This window comes from Hymenobacter terrenus (assembly GCF_000972495.1).
In the GTDB taxonomy this organism is placed as follows: Bacteria; Bacteroidota; Bacteroidia; order Cytophagales; family Hymenobacteraceae; genus Hymenobacter; species Hymenobacter terrenus.
Window position 1 is genome coordinate 213,186 of the sequence record NZ_LATM01000001.1, and the last position, 21,820, is coordinate 235,005.

General features: G+C 60.6%; 11 protein-coding genes. 1 reads left to right on the top strand and 10 read right to left on the bottom strand.

Annotation, left to right across the window (positions count from 1 at the left end; all coding sequences use genetic code 11):
* Positions 1 to 26: 26 nt before the first annotated feature.
* Positions 27 to 3,692, top strand: coding sequence for an AAA domain-containing protein (locus WX88_RS01000; protein ID WP_156175884.1), 3,666 nt, complete (start codon positions 27 to 29; stop codon positions 3,690 to 3,692).
* Positions 3,693 to 3,794: 102 nt separating this feature from the next.
* Here the strand turns inward: WX88_RS01000 and WX88_RS01005 are convergent, their stop codons facing one another.
* The 10 genes from WX88_RS01005 to WX88_RS01050 form a co-directional block, all read right to left on the bottom strand.
* The gene (locus WX88_RS01005; RefSeq protein WP_052732224.1) at positions 3,795 to 4,703 is read right to left on the bottom strand and encodes an FKBP-type peptidyl-prolyl cis-trans isomerase; all 909 of its coding nucleotides are present in this window, start codon (positions 4,701 to 4,703) and stop codon (positions 3,795 to 3,797) included.
* 363 nt (positions 4,704 to 5,066) lie between these two features.
* Positions 5,067 to 5,966: a YwqG family protein gene (locus tag WX88_RS01010; protein WP_046242450.1), complete on the bottom strand. Its 900-nt coding sequence runs from the start codon at positions 5,964 to 5,966 to the stop codon at positions 5,067 to 5,069.
* 39 nt (positions 5,967 to 6,005) lie between these two features.
* Positions 6,006 to 8,549 (bottom strand): DUF7737 domain-containing protein, encoded by a 2,544-nt coding sequence (locus WX88_RS01015; RefSeq protein WP_052732225.1) that lies wholly within the window; start codon positions 8,547 to 8,549, stop codon positions 6,006 to 6,008.
* A gap of 53 nt (positions 8,550 to 8,602) precedes the next feature.
* Positions 8,603 to 9,001, bottom strand: a complete 399-nt coding sequence (locus WX88_RS01020; protein WP_046242451.1) for a hypothetical protein — start codon at positions 8,999 to 9,001, stop codon at positions 8,603 to 8,605.
* 52 nt (positions 9,002 to 9,053) lie between these two features.
* Positions 9,054 to 12,089, bottom strand: a complete 3,036-nt coding sequence (locus WX88_RS01025; RefSeq protein WP_046242452.1) for a DUF6493 family protein — start codon at positions 12,087 to 12,089, stop codon at positions 9,054 to 9,056.
* A gap of 149 nt (positions 12,090 to 12,238) precedes the next feature.
* Positions 12,239 to 15,253 (bottom strand): DUF6493 family protein, encoded by a 3,015-nt coding sequence (locus tag WX88_RS01030; RefSeq protein ID WP_046242453.1) that lies wholly within the window; start codon positions 15,251 to 15,253, stop codon positions 12,239 to 12,241.
* 54 nt (positions 15,254 to 15,307) lie between these two features.
* Positions 15,308 to 16,639: an SWIM zinc finger family protein gene (locus tag WX88_RS01035; RefSeq protein ID WP_046242454.1), complete on the bottom strand. Its 1,332-nt coding sequence runs from the start codon at positions 16,637 to 16,639 to the stop codon at positions 15,308 to 15,310.
* 322 nt (positions 16,640 to 16,961) lie between these two features.
* Complete coding sequence (locus tag WX88_RS01040) at positions 16,962 to 17,366, bottom strand: ribosomal maturation YjgA family protein (protein WP_046242455.1); 405 nt, start codon at positions 17,364 to 17,366, stop codon at positions 16,962 to 16,964.
* A gap of 26 nt (positions 17,367 to 17,392) precedes the next feature.
* Complete coding sequence (locus WX88_RS01045) at positions 17,393 to 18,211, bottom strand: oxygenase MpaB family protein (RefSeq protein ID WP_046242456.1); 819 nt, start codon at positions 18,209 to 18,211, stop codon at positions 17,393 to 17,395.
* Between the two features lie 357 nt (positions 18,212 to 18,568).
* Complete coding sequence (locus WX88_RS01050; protein ID WP_046242457.1) at positions 18,569 to 21,706, bottom strand: leucine--tRNA ligase; 3,138 nt, start codon at positions 21,704 to 21,706, stop codon at positions 18,569 to 18,571.
* Positions 21,707 to 21,820 lie beyond the last annotated feature (114 nt).

A 21,820-nucleotide genomic window follows, 5' to 3' on the forward strand; every position in this document is an offset into this window, starting at 1 on the left:
TGCTGCCGTTGAATTTTCTACCGCTGATGCCGACTCGCTACTACGCTCGCCTTGCCGCTCTGGCCACCGATTTTGCCGCCGCGCCTGCCGACCAACTGCCCCAGCTGCGTAAGCTGCTCGAAACTGTGCTGCGCGACGAGTGCAAGCGCCAAGAAGCGCCGTTCGTCAACCTCAGCCAAGCGATTGGGCTGGTGGCCTATGCCCAAGACCTGCCCCCGGCGCTCCGTAGCCAGCTGCAAGCCCTGCGCCTCGCGGCCAACCTGGTGGTGCACGAAAGCTACGCCGGTACCTCCGCCGAAGTGGCGAGCGGCTTCGTGGCCGTGGCAGCGCTGGTGCTGCACCTTACTGGTGTTGCCTACCAAGGTCCCGCGCTGCCAGTGGCCGAACCTAGGGCCGAAGAAACCGTTGCGGACGCTACCGACCTCACGCCGCAGACTTTTGTGCCGGAGGCGGGTAATTCCCGCATCGCCTGGCGGGTGAACGTGCTGAATGTTGACGAGTCCGCCGGTGAATTGACCGTGGAAATGACCACGCCAGCCGATGGGCGGCCCAGCGGCCCGTTCCGGCTGGTGCTGTCAGCGGCTTATGAAAAGTTGCTCCCACTGGCTGCCGCTCTGCACCCCACGCTGCACCTCATGGGCCCGGTGAGCTTGGCTGATGGCCGGGTGCGCGCCCGCCGCGTGGTGCTCGAACCCGATTATTTGGTGAGCGTGACCACCGTGGCCGAATGCGCCCAGGCCACCGCCACCATCCCCGAATGGGCGCTGCTAAACGCGTTTTTGCCCGACGAGACCTCGCGCCCACTGGTAGTCGGCAACCTCGTAAACCTGCTGCTGGACGAGGAGGTGAGCCACGCAGCCCGACAAGCCGAAGCACTGATGAATGGCTCGCTGTCAGTTGCTAGTCGGGATAATAAGGTCGGTGAGCTGGCCGGGCAGCTGAACGGGGTGGTAGCGTCTGGCCAGTTAGAAATTGGTGACGATGCTCCCACGCTCAGCCTTCAAGAGCTGACAACTGACAACGAACCGCCAGCCACCACCGAATTCAACCTCGAAGACTTCCTGCGCAAGCGTCTGTTTCGCACCGCACCGCTGCCCCTGAGCACCTTGCCCGAGTTCCAGACTCGTACCGGCGTGCCGGAGCTGCTCAACGACCTGCGTCGGCACCACCGGACGCTGCGCGAAACCCGCGTGCAGGGCTTCGTGGCTCAGAGCCGCACCGGCTACCAGCAGGATCCCCTGCGCCTGGCCGACTGCTTCCTGGAACCCACGTTCTTATCGGCTACCTACGGCCTGCAAGGGCGGCTCGACTTGCTGCACGAAAGCAACACCGGCTACGACTTGGTGGAATTGAAAAGTTCGACCAAAGTGCCCCACGCCGAGCCCTGGAGCAACCACGCCGCCCAGGCCCAGCTCTACCGCCTGCTGCTCGAATCAGTGTTTGGGGCTGATGGCGAAACGGCCGGCCGGGGCCGCACCAGCATCCTGTACTCGAACGCGGCCGTGGGCCAGGCCGCGGTGCGTCGCGTCGACCAGGACCAGGAACTGATTGACCGCCTGCTGATGGCCCGCAACGAGTTGGTAGGTATCGAGTTGCAGCTGGCCCGCGCCACCGGCCCGCGCCAAACCGCCCGGCTGCTGGCTCCGGTACTACACCCCAACCTAACGGCGCTGCCGCCCTTCGGCAAAGCCAAAGCCGAAAAAGTAGCTAATGCCTGGGCCGCCGCCGACCCCGTGGAGCGCGCCTACTGCCTGGAATTGGCTCGCTTCACCGCCCGCGAAATGCGCCTGACCCTGCTCGGCGACGAAGCTCGCCCGGGCGATGCGGGCGGCCAAGCGGGCCTCTGGCTGCTGCCCCAGGCCCGCAAGCACCAGAATTTCAGTCTGCTCGATGACCTGGTGCTGGTCGAAGACCACAGCAACGCCGCCGACGGCGCCCGCGACGGCCTGGGGCCGCACCTCATTTTCCAGCGTCCCGAAGGTGGCCGCGAAGTCAACTTCCGGGCTGGCGACACGCTCATTCTCTACCCGCGCCGTCGCAACGCAAGGGAAGCCGAAGCCGCCGCTCGCGCAGAAACTGAGGCCGGAACCTCCCATCGGCTCACCGTCCTGGACGCGCAGGTGGTGAAAGTAGTGTTGGCTGAAGACCTCGGCGCCGACGGCCAGGTGGTGCTGAGCGTGCGCAACCGTCGCATGGCCCCGCGCTATTTGCAGGGCCATTCGCACTGGGCCCTGGAGCCCGATACCTACGATACTTTCCGGCGGGAGTGGGCCGGCTTGTCGGCCTTCCTGAGTCTGCCTCCGGACCGCCGCAAGCGCCTGCTGGCCCGCACCGGTCCCCGCGAGCCCGAAGGCTGGAGCCCCGACGCCCCGCCCGCTACCAGCGCCACAGCAGTAGTGGCCCGCGCTCTGGCCGTGCCCGATTGGTTCGTGCTCTGCGGCCCACCCGGCACGGGCAAGACCCGCGCCGTGCTGCGCGAACTGGCCGTTAATCTGTATCAGCAGGACAAGCAGGTGCTGCTGGCCGCTTACACCAACCGCGCCGTTGATGAAATCTGTGAGCAACTGGTGGAGGCGGGCTTGCCGTTCATTCGGGTGGGGTCGCGGCTGGGTACGGCGCCAGTTTACCGGCCATATTTGCTCGATAACATGCTGCGCGACTGTACCAGCCGCCAGATGGTGCGCGGCCGGCTCACCACTTGCCCGTTCTACGTGGGCACGGTGGCCAGCCTGCTGGGTAAGCCGGAGCTGTTCATGCTCAAGCAGTTCGATTTGGCCGTGGTCGACGAAGCCAGCCAGGTGCTGGAGTCGCCCATGCTGGCGCTACTGGCCAAAGTGAAGAAGTTTATTCTCATCGGCGACCATCGCCAGCTGCCCGCCGTGGTGGCTCAGGAACCTGAAACCAGCGCCGTGGCCCCTGAATGCGCGGAGCTATTGCGTGATGAGCTGGGCCTGACTAACCTGCGCAATTCTTACTTCGAGCGCCTCTTCCGCCGTGCCGAGGCGCGGTGGCCCCATGCCCACGGCACCCTCGCCGACCAGTACCGCATGCACCAGGAACTGGCGGCCCTCGTCAACCAGGATTTCTACGAAAGCCAGCTCCGTTGCCCCCAGCCGTGGCAGGCCGTGCCCCTCGACCGTGCCGCCTGGCCAGCGCCACCGCCTGCCGACGACTTCACCGTGGCCTTGCGCACCCAACGGGTAGTTTTTGTGCCTACGCGGCGTCAACCCGAAGATTTGTCCATGAAGGAATCGGCGCAGGAAGCCGAGTTGGCTGCCCGGGCCGCCGCCTACGTGGCCCAGGGCTATGGCCCTGATTTCAACGCTGAAACCACGCTTGGCATCATCGCCAGCTACCGCAACCAGGCCGCCCGCATCCGCGCCCGTCTGGCCCAACTGGCCCTTGAAATGAACCTGCCCACTCTGGCCCAGATTAGCGTCGATACCGTAGAGCGCTACCAGGGCAGCCAGCGCGAGGTCATCATTGTGAGTTTCTGCTGCCACCACGAGCACCAGCTGGAACTGATGGTTTCGCCCGACGAAACCGGCCAGGTCGACCGCAAGCTGAACGTGGCGCTCACTCGCGCCCGTCAGCAGCTGATTCTGCTTGGCAATGAAGATATTCTGAGCCGGGCGCCGCACCACGCGGCGCTGCTGGCGCGGGTAGGAGGTAGTTATGTAGAGTCAGTTTGAATGCAAAACAGTCGGCAGTTAAGCTCCGGGCGCTTGCCTATCGAGCTTAAACTGCCGACTGTCGGTGAGCGAGCATAAGGATTTGCCCGAAGAAGCAGCGACTTAGCGCACGTCCACTAATTCTACGTCGAAACGAATCACGGTATTAGGCGGAATGGCTGCGCCGGCACCATTAGGTCCGTAAGCCAAGGCCGAAGGAATCAGGAGCTTGGCTTTCTCACCTTTGCGCATGAGGGCGATGCCTTCGTCCCAGCCCGGAATGACTTTGCCGGTCCCCAACACAAAAGTAAAGGGAGCAGTCGTGGACTTATCGAACACGCGCCCATCCATGAACTTGCCGGTGTAGCGCACGTCCACTGTTTTGCCGGTGGTGGCCTGCACACCAGCGGTATTAGTCACAACCGGTACGTAATACAGGCCCGAACTCTTCTTTTGCGCGCCAGTAATGGTGCTGTCGGCGATGTACTTCTGGATGAGGTTATCATCTACTACGGTGTAGTCTACCACTTCCACCTCAAAGCGTAGCGGCGAATTAGCCGGAATGGCACCGTTCGCCGTCGAGTTGCCATAGGCCAGGGCAGAGGGTAGCAGCAACTCGGCCTTGTCGCCGATGTGCATCAGGGAAATACCTTCCTCAAAGCCAGGGATTAACCTTCCCGCACCCACTACAAAAGTGATGGGGACATTGTTGCGACGCGAAGAGGCATCGAACACCGTGCCAGCAGCATCGAGCAAATGCGCGGTGTAGAGTACCGAAACCGTACTGCCGACGGTGATTTTCTTGGCATTGGGGTTGGTGACCACAGGCAGAAAATGGAGGCCAGAAGGCTGCTTTTGCGCCGTGGTAATGCCTTTACCATACAGGTATTGCGTGATGATGCCCTGGTCCCGCTCACTATAATCCACGACTTCGGGGGCATCTTTCGTGCAGGAAGTGGACAGTAAGCCCGTGGTGCCGACGGCAGCCAGAAGCGCGAAACGCAAGAAAATGGCGGGGAGAGAAAACTTCATAGGGGATATTTTCGGTGAAAATAAGAATAGAATCTCAATCATCCGTCGCGCCGCGGGCTAGCCAATTGCGACCGGTGGGTTCCGGTTCCGTTGGTTGCTATGTTTGCCACTGCATCACCCGATTAGACTGGCCGGCTGTGCATTCAGTTTCTCATTTGCCGCCACCTTCCGCCACCACAATCATTATTATTGGGGCTGGTGTGGGTAGCTTGAGCGATGCTATCCAGCTAGTGCGGCAAGGGTATGGAGTACAGATTCTGGAATCGCGCGAGTGCGCCGACGGCACTAAGGGTTAGAGGCTGGTTCAGCACCAAGCCGCGTATGCGGATAAGCTACTGCAAATAATCCAGGCCGAGTTAATTATCAATAACATTGCAAAATTTGCCACACCCGACTAAAATCATGCTTGGCCAAATCGGCACGGTTAATCCAGAAATACAGCCTGCCCATGTCGCCCCACATCATTTGGGCTTCTTCTTCGTGGCTATCGAGCTGCAGCAGAAGCTGCCACTCGCTGGCCGTTTGCTGGGCTATTTCGGCGGCTTGGTCAGGGGTGAGGCTCTGAGCTTGCAGCGTCTGCTGCCGGGCTTCCGTGCTGCCCGTGTTGATGCCTCGGGTTACCAGGGCGCATTCTTCCCGCATCGGCCCCTGGAGGGCGTCGGGGTTACCGAGCAGGCGACTCGTGCCGTCGCCATGCTGGAATAGTAGCAAGCGACCGTAGGCCTGCCGCTGGTCTTCGCTGAGTTCGTCTGCGGCAATGCCTATTTCCTCTTCCCAGGGGTTGGGCAGTGTCATTTCGGCGGCAAAGGCTACCGCCGCGGCGGGGAAAGCCGTGTACTCCTCCGCCGTCAGGTCAGCGGGTAGTGGGCGCGGCGAAAGTAGCGCCGTAGCTTCGTGAAACAGCACCACGGCCTGACCTCGCTGGGCCGGGTCGTAGCCCCAAGGCTGCTGTAGGGCATCGTAGAAAAACGAGAGTAGGCCGGTGCCAGGCAGCACGGTCGCGGCTTCGTATGGAGCCAGATCGGCCAGTTTGATTTGGGCCAGGAAGCTCAGACTCCGGCCTTCCCAGGTGGGCCAGATGGCTTGCGCGGGCAGGTCCGGCCGGCCGCCTAGGCGGGACCGGCCCATTGCAAGTGGCTCAGCCAACTCACTGGCCCGTGGCAGCAGGCGGATGCTGGGGCGGCAGTGCGCCGCCAGTCGGGGCCAGAACTCGGCCAGACCGGCAGTTTCAACGGCAGTTTGTAAATCTGAAAGCTGGAGCATGAATAGTTGGTACGGTAGCAGTGGCAAGTACTGGTTCGGTTACCTAATCTGGCGCAGGATAGTCTCGTCGGTAATCTTGTCGTCGTCCATCAGCAGGAGAGCTTTGCTGAGAATGATGGATAGTACGGCGTCACCCTCGAAGGGCAGGAACACGCCGGGAGCGCCTACTGCTTTGGCCGACCGGTCGGGTACGATGCAGAGGTACTGGTCGTTAGGCTCCATGAGGATGTTGCCCGAGCCCAGGTGGATTTTGTAGGTGCGGACCTTCCCGCGTACTACCAGAAACTTGTCCTTGACTTCACTGACTTTACCGATTTTCAGGCGGGGTACGAGGCGTTCGAGGGCCAGTTTGCGGTTCTTGGCTACTTCGCCCAACTCGCCAAAGCTGTAGCTTTCCCAGTAGTTGTGGTATTGGGTGAGGCCGCCGTTGTCGCGCCAGTTAGGGTCGTTGGCCACGCTGGCCACGCCTACGAACAGGTCTACGTCGCGCATCACTTCGGAAAATACCAGCGGCGGGATTTCGGGCAGCGGGACGGCTTCGCCGCCCCGCGTGAAGCGCACCTGGTCGGTGCTCACGTAGTTATAAATGCCCGTGTCGTTCCAGGCGCCGTCGGCGTACACTTCGCTCACCCAGAACTCGGCCTGCAGTTGGTAGGTGGGCAATGCGAGGGCGGCCAAGTCCGATTCGTAGCCTTTATCATACGCTCCCATCAGGCTATATTTCCAACCGCGCAGCTTGGCCAGGGAGTTGAACTGGTGCTGCTTGAGAATGTGTGCCGCCATGCGGTTGGAGTAGGTGTGGGTGCGTTCCTCGGGCGGCGTGAGCAAGTACACTTCGCGGAAAGCCTGCTTGAGCGGCTGACGTAGCTGCGCTTTTTCCAGCAGCGCGCGCCAGGCCAATACCTCGCTCGCGGGAGACAGCACCGGGTGCCACAGCTGCAATTGAGTATCGGCGGTGGGAGTAGGTCGGGGTTGACCCTGCGCATCCTGCCATTGTTCATGTTGCCAGAGCACATCCTGAAACGAGCCATCGGGACGGTGCAGGCGCCAAATGAGCTTCCGCGCCAACTCACTCATCAGGCCGTGCTGGAAATAGTATTGCTCGAACCAGGGCCACGGAATCCGGCGGCCATTCACGAAGCTGCGGTCGAGGCGGTCGCGCAGGGCGGTGTAGGTTTGCTGGGTCTGTGTTTGATTGACTTTTAGTGCTTTAAGCTCCAGGTCATGCGTGGCCTTGAGGGCGGCGGGCGCGCTTTTCAAGTATTTGCCGGTATTTTCCCACTGCACCTCGGCTTTGCCGTCGGCTAGAATCAGGGTGGCCGTGTAGTCGCCGAAATTTTCCTCGCGGCGGCCGGCTTGCAGGTCAAAATTGGGCATGGCCATGTCCTCAATCTCATCGGCGCTCACCCCTAGCTCCCGCGAGACCTTATCAATATAGCGGGCAATGAGCTCCTGCGTGTTGGTCTGCTTGATTTTAGTGCGCACCCCCGCCAGCGCGGACACGCCCGGCAAGCCGCTTTGGGAGAGCACCAGCAGGCAGGCATTACCCAGACCCACCGCCAATGGCCCTTTGCCGGGAATTTTGCGGTAGCTTTTCACCGCCAAGTTGGTCAACAAGTGCAGAACGGTAGCATCAGCTAGGGACTGAACCGTCCAGATGAGGCCTTTGGCAACCATTTGATTCGCCTCAAGCAGGTAAGTGTGAGTGGTGTAGCGATAGATGGTACCATTGTCGTATTCGTGTATTTTTTCCTCTTCCACCACGGGCATGGCGGTCAGCATCCGCAGCCACTCGCGGCTGTGCTGCCGCAGGGTTTCGGTGCCCACGGCGGCTGCGGCCGTATCCAATGCTTTCCGAAGCTTGGCGGTGGGCTGGCCGGTGCTGGCCTTTTGCCACAGCTGAAGCAAGTCTAGCCAGGCTGGTGTGTTGGCAGCTTCTTTGTCGAGGCCGGCCACGAACTGATTCATTATTACACCAAAAGGGTCGCCGTCGGCAAATGCCACGCTGGGCAGTGCGTCGGACCCGGCTCCCTGATTCAGGATTTCCTGAACCTTGGCGCGCACCTTCGCTGTATCGTTGCTGCCGGTGGCGGTGTGGGCCAGCAGTTGTTCTAAAAAAGCCCGCATAGCATCGCCAAGGCCATTTTTCTGAGCCAGCTTGGCCAGTTGAGTCAGGGTAAGGCCAATGGGGTAACCCCAGAAAGCCATCCGCAGGGCTTCGGGGTTAGGCGCCTCAAAATTCAGCCCGTAGAGGCGGAACAACTGCAAGTATTTGTCCTCGCTTAAGCTAACGGTGCCGCGCATCAGACCTGTGAGCAGTTCGCCCAAGTCGTAGCGGATGCGGTAGTCGTTCCGCCGGACGCATTCCTGCATGGCCGTGGCCACGGCCAGCACCACGCGTCCCTGGTAAGCGGGGTCCTTCGCCCGCACCTGTTTGTACGAGGGCAAATCGCTGAATTTTACATTGGAAGTTTTTGCCAATACTTCACTGGCGAGTTGCTCCAGCACCGGCAGCAACTCAACTGACTCAGGACCGATGCCAGCGAACAAGCCGATGAGTGGGTCTTCGTATTTGATGGCCATGGAAATAAAAAAGCAGTTTTTGGGACGAGTGAAACCAAGGGCAATAAAATTTATCAGCCGCCCACCAGCGGCGTGAGCTTTAGAAAGCTGACTTTGGCGCCGTCACCGACCCAGATTTCCTCGTCGAGCGACTCCACTTGGCGGTCGTTCACCAGCAGGAAAAAGCCGTTGTTCTGAAACGCCTGTAAGGCCTGGTACACCTGCTGCTCGGCGTCGATGTGCTTAGTGTGACGCAGGCGGTACCCCCCGCCATTGAGCAGCCGCTCCGAGTCAGTGGGCTGTACCAGGCCCTGAAAAGTGCTGGTTTGTTCGGCGTTGTAATTGGCTACTTCCTGCTGCACGCGCCGGCTTATCAACTCGCGTACGGTGAGCATTTCCTGGCTGATTTCCAGCTCCAAACGGCTGAGGACGCTGCCAGTCGCGGTTTCGTCCTGAAAGGTAATAAGGGCCATGTTTCGGAGGTTTAAAAAGTTGAATAGCTAGTTTTTAATTGCAATAGTAGCCTCAGGCCAGCAAAGCATTGGCGGCTTTTTTGAGGCTGGTCACCGATTTCCACTCACGCAACCGCGACTGCACGGCGGCGGGTACTGGCTGGCGGGCCCGGGCCAGAAGGTCGGCATAGGCTTCGAGCAGCTTGCCGGTATTGCGAAGGGGCACCGTCGGCAGTTCCGGCAGCAGGGCTTCCAGGGTTTGGCGCAGGGCGTCGTCCGTGGTAGGGCTGATGGCGCGGGCCTGGGCCAGGCCATCGGCCAGCCGCTGTATCGGCACGAAATCGGCTGCGAAAAGGTGGCCCAGGGTATGGCCCAGGTTGGCAGGTGCCAGGCGGTGCAGCTCCACGGCGGCCAGCAGCACTTCCAGCGCCAGCGCCCGGCACACAGGGGCGTTGTGCGTCAGGCCCACCGCTAGTAGCAGCGTGGCTGGCTCATCGAACTGCGGCCCCGGCCCGAGCAGGCTGCGTAGGGCCTGGCTCAGCACATCACGGGTGGTCGAGTCAACGGTGTCGCGGGTGGCGGCCAGGCGCAGCGTATGCCAGTGCAGCGGCGCCTGATACTGCGGCAGCAGTGCCACCAGAAAAGGATAATCAGAGGATAGGGACCCAATGTAGTGCCAAATATGATGCGGCTCATTGACTTTGAAGGCCGTGTGCAACGAATACAGTAGCAGTTTGTTGGGCACGGCGGCGTCCGTATGTTCTGGCAAAAGCCGTAGCTCCGTCCAACGGTCGGTGACTTCCGGTTTGCCGGGCTTCCACTTTTCCACATACGTATTCGACTTGCGCTGAAGCTCCCAGCTCGGCTGCCAGGGCCGCACCACGCCGGGATAGTCATTGGTGGTCAGGCTGGCCAGTTCGGGAAATTCGGCCGTCGGGTGCCGGGTGCGGGCCGCTACCGCCCACAGCCAGGGCAGCGCCTCGTCCAGGGTGCCAGACACGGCCGCGGTCGAAGCAGGTAGCAACTGCCCCAGCCGCTCCGTGAACTGCTTGAGCAAGGACTTGCGGCCGGCAACGGCCCCGGGCAGTGGCGTACCGGCCGGACTCAACAGCCACTCCAGCAGTTCGCGTAGGCCCTCGTGGCGCAGCTGGGGCAGAAGGGCCTGCGCGGCTGTCGTATCGGCCGCATCGGTGTGGACCGTGCGGGCCAGCGCCAGTGCCAGGTCGGCCGCATTGGGTTCCAGGTCGACTGCTTCGTAAGATAATAGTCGCTGTACCAGGGTTGTGGGCGCTACCCAGAGCGGTGCGTGGGTGGGCGTGCTCAGCAGCGGCAGGCCCCGATGGTCATGCAACAGCTTCTCCACAAAAGCTAGTCGGTGCTGTTCCAGGCTCACCAGTGGGTCCGTCGCCCGGTAGTTGGTACGGAGGTTGACCTGCTTTACCAAGGGCTTGATGAAGCCTTTAGCCCAACCTAGCGTCAGGGCCTGCACCAAGCCGACATATCCATCGGCAAAGCTTGGCTTTCCTAAAACGGCCGCAACCTCGGCCTCCGTTTTGCCCTTCAAAAAGGGTAGAATCTGGAGCACATAAGGCTGTAAGGGTTCATGGCAATCGGTCGGAAACTGCGGTTGCAGCCGGAGCAGGCCATCGAGCCAGCGCTCCAGCGCGGCGGGGTCGTCGTGCTGAAGTACCTGCCCGGTCAGAAACAGCAGCTCATGCCAGTCGGCTACCGGGGCAATGGCCGTGGCGGGCGAAATGTCGGGCACGTACTGGGCCTGCGGCTCGTAAGCTCCGGCCGCTTCATCTGGCGTGGTGGGGGCGGTTTCAGCTAGCCAGGGGGCCAGAGCGGTTCGGGCAGCCGAAGCCAGCAGGTCGGTGTATTGATTCAGCCCCTCGCTGATTTCCGCCGTTTCCACGGCGGAGAGCAAGGCCTTTTTGGTGTTCATAATCTCAGCCAGAACCTTCGCCGCGCGTTCCTGCACGGCCGCATCGGCGTGGGCCAGAGCTGCTGTGCAGAGCCGCGCAATGGCCACCGCCTGAGTTGGGTGCATTTTAAGTATCTTACTGAACCCGCCCAGTAGGGTCTTCAGGCCGGTTTTGAGGTCCTGGCGCGTCATCAATCCATCGGCGTACTGTAGCAGGGCTTCGGCCTGAAAATCCGGCCCGGCCCATAGGTCCTTGAGCTGGTCGAGCGCAAAGTTGATGACCAGCGGCAGCGGGTGCGCCAGTAGTTCTATCAACTCCGCTTGCCGGGCCAGCCGCTCGGCCGCAGTCGGCCCCAACACCCCAAATAGGTTCTTGAACCAAGTCAGCAGTGGGCGGCGGAAATCGCGTCGCAAGGCCAACAAGCTGCGCGTGAGAATATCGCCGCGGTCGAGGTGGCCCGACTCCACCAAGGCTGGTAGCAGCGTGAGCCAGGTAGCACCCTGCTCATAATTCTGACGATGAATGACGGCCGAATTTACGGGGGTGTCGAAGTCGAATAGCAGCGGCAAGTCGCGCGTCAGCAGCGTGGCATCGGCCCGCAAGTCGGGCAGTATGCTGAGGTAAGGCTCGGGCTGAGCCTGGTCTTTTTGGCGGTTCCGCCGCTGGTCGTAAACTGTTAATATCGAGGCCAGCGACTGTGCGTACAGCCAAGGGTGGTGGGCTAGCAGCCCCCGGCTTTCCAGCTCGCGCAGCAGGCTGTAGTCCACCGTGGCCCATTCGTTGGCGCGGTTGGTGCGCTCAAACCAGTCGGCCAGCCAATCGGGCCGGGCGTGTTCGAGCACTGTCAGCAGCAGGCGGCGGTTTACCGTCATCTGCACGTCCTGCTCCTCGGTATAGCTGCTGAGGAAATGCCAGGGCATGGTGAAGCGGCTCGTCAGGGCCTCCTTGCGCGAGTACGTAGCCAGACCCGTCAAAAACAGCATCACCTCCTGTTGAGGCTGCATCAGGCGCTCCCAGTCGCCGTTGTCGCTTGCTCGGTAATCATCCAGATACTTGTGCAGGCTTTTGGCCTTGGCTCGCACGGCCACCACCTCTTTTTTATCAAGGTGCAACAGCAAGGCCAGCAGCTCGGCCGTGCCCTGGTGGCGAATAATGTGCTCAAACGTTTCGACAGTACTAGACATGAGGCCAGATGAAAAAGTCAACAGTAAATCAATAGAAAATAAACCTAACGGCCGTGGTTGCAGCAAGAACAGAGTACGGAGCCAGAATAGGCGCGCTGTTCACGATACTAGCCTGAGTATGAGAAAAGGGGTTGACAACATGTGCAGTCTCAGGTTTTAGGCTCAGCGAGTAAGGCAGTGGCCACTTTTTTGATGCTGGTCGCCGCCTGCCATTCTCTCACTCGCTCTCGCACGCCCGCCGTTACTGGCTGGCGAGTGCGGCCAATAAGGTCGGCATAAACTTCGAGCAGCTTGCGCAGATTGCGAGGCGGCTCAGCGGGCAGTTCGGGCAGGAGGGCCTCCAGGGTTTGGCGTAGCGCATCGTCGGTCAGGGCATCGATGCCGCAGAGCGGTCGCAGGTTGTCGGCCAACCGGGGCACCGGGGCGTAGCCGACAGCCAGTTGCCGGCCCAGCGCGTACCCGAGCGGCCCCGGCACTAGGCGGCCGTGGGCAATGGCGCGCACCAACGCTTCCTGGGCCAGGCGGCGGCACAGGGGGGTATGATGAATCAGCCCACTGGCCAGCAAAAACAGCCCCGCGGGCGCATACGCAGGCCCAGGGCCGAGCAGTGAGCGCAGGCCCTGGGCTACTAGGTCGCGTTCAGTGGCTTCCAGGTTGTCGGCCCATGCGGCACATCGTAGGATATATTCATGGAGTGGAGCCGGATAATTGGGCAGTAAAGCGTCAAGGAACAAAAATTCGCCGGCAAATAGAATATTATGCTCCCAAGAGCCGTGTTCCGACCGAGGGCCCGGCGGCGAGTACAGGAGCAGCGGCGATGGCGCTTCGCTAATTGCCGAGTTCCCCCATTGCAGCTCTATCCAGTGGTAGGAAATAGTGGGCTGTCCCGGCGCGGAGATTTCCTGATACGTGTTTACGCGCGGCACCGAATTAAGCGTAGGAAATAAGGGTTCGGCCGCCCCGACATGGTCGTAGCCCAGCCGGTTGGGTAGCGTTGGAAATAATTGCTGGGGCGCTTTGGTACGGGCGGCTACGGCCCACAACTCCGGCAGCGCTTGAGTCAGGGTAGCAGGTAGTTGGGCCGCCCGACGGGGCGGGGCTTTGACGGGTGCCGGCAGGGAGATGGCCGCCCCCAGGAACCACGTCAGTAGCTCCCGCAGCTCTGTGTGGTGCAGCTGTGGCAACCGGCACAGGGCCTCGGTGGCTTCGGCGGGGTGGGCGTGGGCGGTGCGGGCCAGCGCTACGGCTAAGTCAGCCACATCGGGTTCCAGGCCGGCAGTTTCGTACACCAATAATCGACTGATGAGCTGACTAGGTGCTACCCAGTACGGCTCGTGCGTGGGTGTGCTCAGCAGCGGGAGGGGCCGTTGCGCCCGCAGCAGCGTTTCGGCGTGGAGGTACCGTTGCTTTTCGACGGGCAGCAAAGGCGTGCGAACATTAAAATCGCCCTGCACCTGCACGTTACTCAGCTGGGCAACGGCAAAGCCAGTAGCCCAGCTGAGCAGTAGCGCCGGGGCCAATGCTTCGTGCCCATCGAGCCGTATCGGGCCGGCCAGCAGCGTCATCCTCTCATCCTCTCCGGCCTTTTTGAGCGCCGGTAATAGCTGCACCAGATAGGGCCGCAACTGCGCCGGATAGTCCGTCGGCAACTGCCCCTGCAGCCGGAGCAGGCCATCGAGCCAGCGTTCCAGAGCTGCCGGGTCGTCGTGCTTCATCACTTGCCCGGTCAGAAACAATAACTCGTGCCAATCGGCCACCGGCGCAATGGCCGTAGCGGCCGAAATGTCCGGGACGAAATCCGAAAGGGGCGCGTAAGTACCAACTGTTTCTCTCGTCTCTTGCGAGGCTGGCGCCGCTTCCAGCCAGGGTCCCAGCACCGCGCGTGCTGAGGGGCTGAGTAGGTCGGCGGCCTCACCAATTGCAGTTATCACGGCCGCAGTTTCATCAGCCGTAAGCAGGGGCTTTTTAACATTTAGCAACTCCGCCAGGCCTTTAGCGGCGCGTTCCTGCACGGCGCTGTCGGGGTGGGACAGGGCTGCTGCAAACAGGCGCCCCATGATGGGAGCGTGGGCAGCATCGTGCTTGAGTAGCTTAGCCAGGCCCGCCAGCAGGGTTTTCAGGCCGGTTTTCAGGTCGGTCCGCGTGAGCAGGTTGTCGGCGTAAAGCAGCATGGGAGCCAGGGTAAATCCTGGCTCCATCCACATATCTTTTAGCTGCTCAATGGCAAAATTGACCACCAACGGCAATGGATGAGCCAGCAACTCTACCAATTCCGCTTGCCGGGCCAGTCGTTCGGTCAGACTAGGCTTCAGGCTTAGGAAGAGCTCCTTGAACCACGTCAGCAGGGGCCTGCGGAAGTCGCGGCGTAAGGCCAGCAGGCAGCGCGTGAGGATGTCGGCCCGGTCGAGGTGATTAGCGGTAACTAGCCGAACAAATACTTCATGCCAGTCCAAACTTTGTGGTGGGTGAAGCTGATTCCATTGCTGCCAGCGTCCAGTCCAGTCTTCCGTGGGCGCGGGCCGTTTTTGAACCCGGCATCGTTCTTTTTCAATGTGGGTTGCAAATTCAAAAAGCAGTAATAAGTCCCGGTTTAGCAACGTAGGGTCTTCCGCAATCAGACGTGTTGCCAGCGCGTTGGCATCAGTCGAAACGGGTTCTGTCTGGCTTAGCAAATGCCCAAGTTCCGAAAGCCAGTTTGGCAACGCTTTGGTAAATAGCTCTGGCTCAAATTTAAGCAGTTGGCGCTGCTCTAGTTTTCGCAAAAAGCTATACAAGGGTACACCCCAATTATCCAGGCTACGGGCCCTAGGCAGTAGTAGCTCAGCTAGCCAAGAAGGGCGCGCGTACTCCATTACCTGCCAAAATTCTGACTTGTGCTCGTAGCGCTTGTCAAACCAAAAGCGCATTGGCGGGTGCAATACCTGGGCCTGAGCAAACGTAACAATTGCAGCCAATTGCAGCATTTCCTCCTGCTCACTGGTTATAGCCGCTTTCCATCCGTTAGACTCGTCTTGCCTATCGAGCTCGTTCCGCAGGCTTTTGAGCTTCTCCCGCACCGCTACCACATCCTTTTTATCCAGCACCAGCAAAAACGGCACTAACTCTTGAGCACCTTGGTGGCGGATAATCTGCTCAAATTCTTCAATAGCGGTGAGAGGACTCATTCTGGAAACTCTGCTAAGGATGATAAACACAATCAATTGGCGGGCCCGAAACCCCTACAAAAACCGCATCTGCGCGGCCAGAATGTGCTTGCACGACCCGCGCTGACCCTGGTTGCCCGTGAACCACGGGCAAGTGCAGCGCGGCGGCTCGGTGCCACCCACCACCACGGTGTGCCACACGTCGGTGCCGCGCACCCGCGCCTCAGTGCGCCCACCCGCGCCGATACCTACCAGTTGCATGTCGGCGGCCGCTTCGAGCAGGGCACGGGCATTTTTTAGCCGCGGGTTCAGCTTCAGAATGCGGTCCATCTTGAAGGGCAGGCGGCGGTAGAAGTAGTGGTTTTCGACCAAGTCGAACCCCAGCAGGCCCATGGCCGAAAGGCTGGCACAGAGTCGGTCCACGGTATCGGGCGCCAGGTTGTTCTCTACCGCAAACAAAGTTGGGTTGAAGGTCTCGTTGCCCCGAAACAGGTTGTTGGCGCCCACAATCCATTCGGCGGGCAGCTCATCCATCAGAGTGTCGAGCTGGTTGCCCTCGCCCGAAAACCCCCGGTTTACCTCCGCCGACAAGGCCAGCACAAACTCCTGCCCGCCGCCCATGGCCAGCACGAAGGCCGCCGCCTGCCCATCGGCCGTGGCAAACACCCGCACGCCCTCGCAGAGCGGCAGCAGCCCATCCAACAGCCGCAGCCGATGCACGCCGCCCACCCGCACCGCGCCCGCGCTACCTACCGGCGCGAAACTAGGCCGGGGCCCGCGCAGCACCAGGAAGAAGTCCGATTTAGCCGTGCCTGCCGGAATGCTCTGCACCAGCTGCACCGCCTGCACGCGGCTGAGGGCCATTTTTTCCTCCATCACGGCCAGGTAGCCCTGCACGGCAGTCAGGCCCTTAATCCAGCGCTCGGGCAGAGCCACTTTGCGCTCGGTGACCTTGCCGGCGGCGCGTTCCAGCACTACTTCTTTTTCACCTATGCTCAGCAGCACCGGCTCGGTGCGTGAAATGCGGGCCAGCGCGTTCACCATCGGCTCGTTGAAGTCAACGTTGGTGGTGCCGCTGCTCAAAAACTCGCCATCCAGCGCGTCGGGCCCCAAATCGAGGCGGGCGTACACGCCATTGCACGACGAAAACGCCTCAAACCGCAGCATACCCGCGCCAGCCGTCACGATTGGGTCACGCAGGGCCGCACTCTGGGGCACGAATCGGGAAGCTACTACCTTTGCTAAGGTAGTTAGCCCCCGGGCCGCCAGCCACGAGTCGCGCAGCCGCCCCCAGAAGAAGCAGGAGGCCCCGGTCGGCGCATCTTCCGCATAAGCGGCCAGCGATAAAGTATTGCCCTCCGGGCTGGTTGCCAGCGTGGAAGGACGGGCGTAAGCGAAATCAGACATGGCCGCAATAGTTGGGTAATACAAAAGGAGCAACGCTAAACGGAAGCTCCTCTTTTAGACTATCGCAAATGTATGAGTAAAGGCTTTGATATTTTGCTAAAATAATTGGTATTAAGGTAATGTATTGATTTGCAAAGCAGTTATTTTTAGCAATTGGGTTTGCACTTAGCAGGTCACAAGCGAGTTAAGGCTTTGGTCGAAGATGAGCGGACAATAAAATCATCATACCAAGCGGAGCACCCTGCGTGCTACCAGCCACTCAATCGTTGACTGACGCAGGTAAGGTGCCCCGCTTGGCCTAACCATCTGGCAAGATGGGCCTTTACTTTAGTGTACTAGGGCTGGGGGCGAAGTTTGAACGCCGGACTCTTAGTTGCTCAATTGTAAAAATCGCCAAGGCTCCCAAGGTGTAGGCGAGCATATCGGACCACTCGAAATGATTGCCGAGCACGATGCGCGCCACTTTGAACTTCTCCAATCCCAGGCGAGTCAGCAGGTGGACGTATTGCGCGGCTTCGACCAAATAGGAAAAGACCAGAACCGCGAAAGCAATAATCTCCGCGGGCGCCGCTACGAAACTTCTGACCAGGCAATACAGCAGAATAGTCGCCAGGAAATCACCGGCGTAGGGCCTGATAATTCGGTCGTGAACGAAGAGGGCGATGAAAACCTCCAGGCCAAACAGCAGGAGAAAAGCCACAAAGTAATTCTTGTAAAAGCTGGTCATAATGGGCGTGTGGGAAAGCTAAAGTATTATTTGGCCGGGCGGTGAGCCGCTGCGTACGGGCAGCCTTTGGGGGCGGGCGCCGTTTCCGGAATGTGGTCCAGCGCGTGGATTCGGGCCTGGTATTCTGCGGGCAGCATGGCGTTCTTGGCCCATTGGCTTAGGTTCAGGTGCTTGGTGCTGCGGTAGAGTGCTATTGCGGGCTGTAGCCACGTGCCACTGTGCAGCTCGAGCAGCTTGCGCACGTGGGGGGGCACTACCAGGCCTTGCATGCCCCGCAGCAGCCAGTAGCGCGGCCCGCCCAGGTGCCGGCGGTATTGCAGATAGAGGTCGGTGGTGTAGCGGCTGGGGGCGAGGTTTTCGGCCAGGTGCTGGGCGCGGGCTACCTGCCAGGCGGCGTAGGAGTGGGGCAAGTCCGGAATGCCCATGCGCTGCCCCAGGCGGCAAAATACTGCTACTATCTCTTCGCACTCGGGCAGGGTGAGGGGCCGCTCCAGCACTTCAAAAGCCCGGATGGAGTAGGCAATGAGCATAAACAGCACGTCGCGGTAGGCCCAATCGGGGATGGCCTGGCCCCGCTTGGCTTCTACCGCGCCGTGAATAGCCGCAATGGTATCAATGGTGCGCTCGGCCCCGGCGCGGTCGGCAAACACGATGCGACGGGCGTAATCGACCGTGGAAAACAAGCGGCCCAGCGGGTCGGCTGGCAGGCGGCCGGTGAAGTAGAGCCAGTCTACGGCCTTGTTGAGGGCAAACTCGGCCGCCGCCCCGGCAAAGACGAACATCACCGTATCGGCAGTGCCCCAGATGCGGCGCACGATAGAAGTAGGAGCCACAAAATATTCCATGGATTCGAGGATAAGAAAGGACTTTGAATTACAAAGCTAATGATTTCCGATAAACCAGAACAATGTAGAGACGCCACCCTTGGCGTCTCGTCGTTGAACGATGACAGGCGAACGACGCGGACGGGCGATGACGGGCGAACGGCGCGGACGACTAGACGCCAAGGGTGGCGTCTCTACAGCGGGCGGGCTAACGCAAACAGGGTTTAGAGCGGTGTACATGGCGCGGTTCGCAAAACCTCATGAGACCCTAAAAAAAGAAGTCCTGACGCACCGTCAGGACTTCTTTACAATTCTTTGCGTCTAAGAGTGCCGCCTGATGCTGCCGGCTAAGGGCCTTTGGCGGTTGCTTTCAGGGGCTCAGACGACCACGTTTACCATGCGGCCGGGCACGACGATGATCTTCTTCGCCGCTTTACCTTCGCCGAAGCGGGCCAGGAAATCGGAAGCCAGCACGGCAGCCTCAATCTCGGCGGCGGTGGCGGTGGCGGCGAATTGAAGCTGCTCGCGCACCTTGCCGTTGATGGCGATGGGGTACACCACGGTGTCTTCCACCAAGTACTCCTCGCGGAATTCGGGGTAGCCCGCGGTGCTAATGCTGCCGGCCTCGTGGCCCAGCTCTTGCCACAGCTCCTCGGCCAGGTGCGGGGCGTAGGGGGAGAGCAGCAGCACGAGCGGCTCCAGGATGGCGCGCTTGTGGCATTTGAGGGCCGTCAGCTCGTTCACGGTAATCATGAACAGGCTGACGGAGGTATTGAAGCTGAATTTCTCAATGTCTTCCTGCACCTTTTGGATGGCGCGGTGCAGGACCTTGAGCTCGGCGGGCGTGGCGGGCTCGTCGGTCACGGCGAGGTGGCCGTCTTCGGGGTGGAAGAGGCGCCAGAACTTCTTGAGGAAGCCGCCCACGCCGCTGATGCCGTTGGTGTTCCAGGGCTTGTACTGCTCCAGCGGGCCGAGGAACATCTCGTAGAGCCGCAAAGCATCGGCGCCGTATTTGCCAATTAGCACGTCGGGGTTAACGACGTTGAATTTGGACTTCGACATTTTCTCTACTTCCCAACCACAGATGTAAGTGTCGTTTTCCTCAAGAATAAACTTGGAGTTAGCATAAGCCTCTCCAGAAGCTAAGAATCTGTTGGTGTCAAGGATGTCATTTTCTACGATGTTTACATCGACGTGAAGCGGTGTAAAACGAGCGATAATTCTGCTATCCTCTGATGGGGATAGAGAAATGCCAAGTCCACCGGGCAGTCCTGCTTGGGTCTCTTGTATGATTTTTGCGAGTTCAGCCCTGAATCTTACAACTGCTGAATTTGACTCAGGATTAGAAACAGGATTAGAAATCACATCATAAATGCCCTTAGAGACAAAAATTGAAGGCGTAAGATTTCTACGCTCATCTTCAATTAGTCGTCCAGAATAGTGCGAGTTTATGATTAACCGGTACACGAAATTCGACCGCCCCAGAATCATCCCCTGGTTGATCAGTTTCTGAAACGGCTCATTCCCGCTAACCAATCCCAGGTCCTTCAAAAACAAATACCAGAAGCGGGCATACAGCAAGTGGCCGGTGGCGTGCTCGGCTCCCCCCATGTAGAGGTCCACGGTGCCCCAGTAGTGCTCGGCTTCCTCCGATACGAAGCGGGCTTCGTTGGTGGGGTCCATGTAGCGGAGGTAGTACCACGACGAGCCCGCCCAGCCGGGCATGGTGCTCAACTCGTAGGGGTATTTGTCCTTGTAGAGCCAGTTTTGGGCGCGGCCAAGGGGCGGCTCGCCGCTTTCGGTGGGCTTGTACTCGTCGATTTCGGGGAGGACGAGGGGCAGGTCGCTTTCGGCGATGCCGTAGGCGGTGCCGTCTTTGTAGTAAATCGGGATGGGCTCGCCCCAGTAGCGCTGACGGCCGAAAATAGCGTCGCGCAGGCGGAAATTGACTTTGCCGCGGCCCAGGCCGGTTGATTCGAGGACGGCGATGAGCTTCTCCGTCGCCTCCTTGTAGGTGAGGTCGTTGATGAGGTCGGAGTTGATGTAGCGGCCTTCCTTGGTGGGGTCGGCTTGCTGGTCGAGGCCTTGCTGGGCATCGGTGACGGCGATGATGGGCAGGCCGAAATGCGTGGCGAAAAGCCAGTCGCGCTGGTCGCCGCTGGGCACGGCCATCACAGCGCCGGTGCCGTAGCCGGCCAGCACGTAGTCGGCCAGCCAGATGGGCACGGGCTTACCGTTGACGGGATTTTGGGCATAAGCCCCGGTGAAGACGCCCGAAATGGCCTTCACGTCGGCCATGCGGTCGCGCTCGGAACGGCGCTTGGTGGCGGCGATGTACTCATCGACAGCCGCCCGCTGCCCCGGCGTGGTGAGCGTATCAACCAGCTCGTGCTCGGGCGCCAGCACCAGGAACGTGGCCCCGTAGATGGTATCGACGCGGGTGGTGTAGACCTTAATGGCGGGGCCATCGGACAGCCTGCCGGATGCATCGGAGGACTCTTCAGTGCCATCGGACGACCCGCCGGATACATCGGATGCCCTGCCGGATGCGTCGGACGAGTCTCCGGAGTCATCGGATGGGTTGCCGGAGTCATCGAACGAGCTTCCGGATGCATCGGCCGCCTTGGCGGGCAGTACGGGGAACGTCACTTCGGCCCCGATGCTCTTGCCAATCCAGTTGCGCTGCATTTCCTTCACCGCATCGGGCCAGTCGAGGGTATCGAGGCCCTGGAGGAGGCGGTCGGCGTAGGCGGTGATGCGTAGGTTCCACTGGGGCATGAGGCGGCGCTCGACGGGGAATCCTCCCCGCTCGCTCAGGCCGTCCTTCACTTCATCATTGCTCAGCACGGTGCCCAGGCCGGGGCACCAGTTCACGTAGGTATCCTGCTGATAAGCCAGGCGGTAGGGGTGGACGGCGGCCAGCTTCTGGTGCTCGGTGAAGAGCTGCCACTGGCCGGCGCTGAAGACCTGGCGCTCCTCGGCATCACCGGCGGCGCGGATGCCTTCGCTGCCGCTGGCGGCGAAGCGGGCGGTAAGCTCCGTGAGGGGCTCGGCGCGGTTGGTGTCGAGGTTGTACCAGGAGTTGAACAGCTTGAGAAAAATCCACTGCGTCCACCGGTAGTAGCTGGCATCAGAAGTGCGGATTTCGCGGTCCCAGTCGTAGCTGAAGCCCAGGCTGCTGAGCTGCTTCACGTAGGTGTCGATGTTCTTTTCGGTGGTCAGGGCCGGGTGCTGGCCCGTCTGGATGGCGTACTGCTCGGCGGGCAGGCCGAAGGAGTCGAACCCCATGGGATGCAGCACGTTGAAGCCCCGCAGGCGCTTGTAGCGCGTCACGATATCGGAGGCAATGTAGCCCAGCGGGTGGCCTACGTGCAGCCCCGCCCCGGAGGGGTAGGGGAACATGTCGAGTACGTAGTACTTGGGCTTGTCGGACTGATTATCGGCGTGGAAGGTGCGGTGCTGTTTCCAGTGGGCCTGCCACTTCTTTTCGATTTCTTCGGGGCGGTATGCGGGCATCTTGCGCGGGTTTATTCCGGGCAAAGGTAGGACGTAGAGAAAGTAGGGCGAACTTTGTTGTGGTGTGGCGCGCAGCCTTTGCTGCGCGTAGTCGGGCGCGGCTTCTGTTGTTCG